Origin of the sequence: Aquabacterium sp. UBA2148 (assembly GCF_002328915.1) — a bacterium.
Classification (GTDB): domain Bacteria; phylum Pseudomonadota; class Gammaproteobacteria; order Burkholderiales; family Burkholderiaceae_C; genus Aquabacterium; species Aquabacterium parvum.
The window spans coordinates 9,727-10,898 of sequence record NZ_DCXA01000119.1 but is presented as its reverse complement, the minus strand read 5'-3'; the positions used below and the strand labels follow the sequence as shown (position 1 = coordinate 10,898).

The window sequence follows — 1,172 nt, the reverse complement described above, 5'->3', positions numbered from 1 at the left end:
GGGTGGTGTCCTCGGTGGTCGCCCGAGATGTCGAGCACGCCGCGCAGCTGGCCGCGAGGGCCGAACACCGGGGCGGCCGAGCAGGTCAGGAAGCCGTTGCGCTCGAGGTAGTGCTCGGCACCGTGGATGACGACGGCGCGACTTTCGGCCAGGCAGGTGCCGATGGCGTTGGTGCCGCGGTCGCTCTCGTGCCACAGGGCGCCGGGGCGCAGTGAGACGCGCTCTGCGCGCCCGAGGAAGTCGGCGTCGCCCAGGCTGTGCAGGAGCAGGCCGCGCGCATTGGCCAGCACGACCAGGCTGCCGGAATCGCGCATCTGATCGAAGACGAAGTCCATGACCGGTCGGGCCTGGGCCAGGAAGTCGTGTTCGCTGGCGATGGCGCGGCGCAGCTCGCCGTCGCTGCACAGCGGGGGCTCGCCCAGGCCACCGAGGGGGCTGATGCCGGCGTGCTGGCTGCGCTGCCACGAGCGCTGCAAGGCGTCGTCCACCAGGCCCAGCGGCAGATCGCCGGTCTCGAGCAGGCAGCGGCGTGCCTGCTGAAGTTGGGGCGAGGTGGCGGGCAGGTGGTTCGGGCGCATGGCGAACGCAGTATCCACCTGGGGCACCGGTGACACACCCGGGCTCTCCCTGTGTCATTCCGGTACAGCGTGCATCGTTGACGCAGCGCAGGCAGGCGTGGGGTGACAACGGGTTCTCCCGGGGCCCTGGAGCGGCGTCCCAGCGCGTGAGAGCAGGCGGATCGGTGCGAACCCGCGATGGCACGCGCCCTGCGCTGAAGAAGGTGCGGCGGGGTCACAAGCCCCCGGGCAGGTCCGATCTCCCGCCTGCCCACCCGCACCCTTTCAGCACTCGCCCAGCACATCGCTCACCCACCAGGAGACCCGCATGCTCTACGCCGCCCCCGGTACCCCCGGCTCCCCCGTCACCTGCAAGCCGCGCTACGACAACTTCATCAACGGCAATTGGGTCGCGCCCACCAAAGGGCAGTACTTTGACAACGTCACGCCCGTGACGGGCCGGGTGTTCTGCCAGGTGGCGCGTTCGACGGAAGAGGACATCAACCTGGCGCTGGACGCGGCCCACGCGGCCTCGCCCGGCTGGGCCAAGACGCCTGTGGCACAACGTGCGGCCGTGCTCAACAAGATCGCCGATCGGCTGGAGGCCAACCTGGA

Annotated in this window: 2 protein-coding genes; one reads left to right on the top strand and one right to left on the bottom strand. The window is 70.5% G+C overall.

Translation table 11 applies throughout. The annotated features are described in order from the left end of the window. A partial coding sequence (locus B2W70_RS06560) for a GAF domain-containing protein (RefSeq protein WP_286744004.1) occupies positions 1-578 on the bottom strand: 578 nt, incomplete at its 3' end. 307 nt (positions 579-885) lie between these two features. Here B2W70_RS06560 and B2W70_RS06555 point away from each other — a divergent pair. Then, on the top strand, positions 886-1,172 hold a 287-nt coding region (locus tag B2W70_RS06555), incomplete at its 3' end, for an aldehyde dehydrogenase family protein (RefSeq protein WP_286744001.1).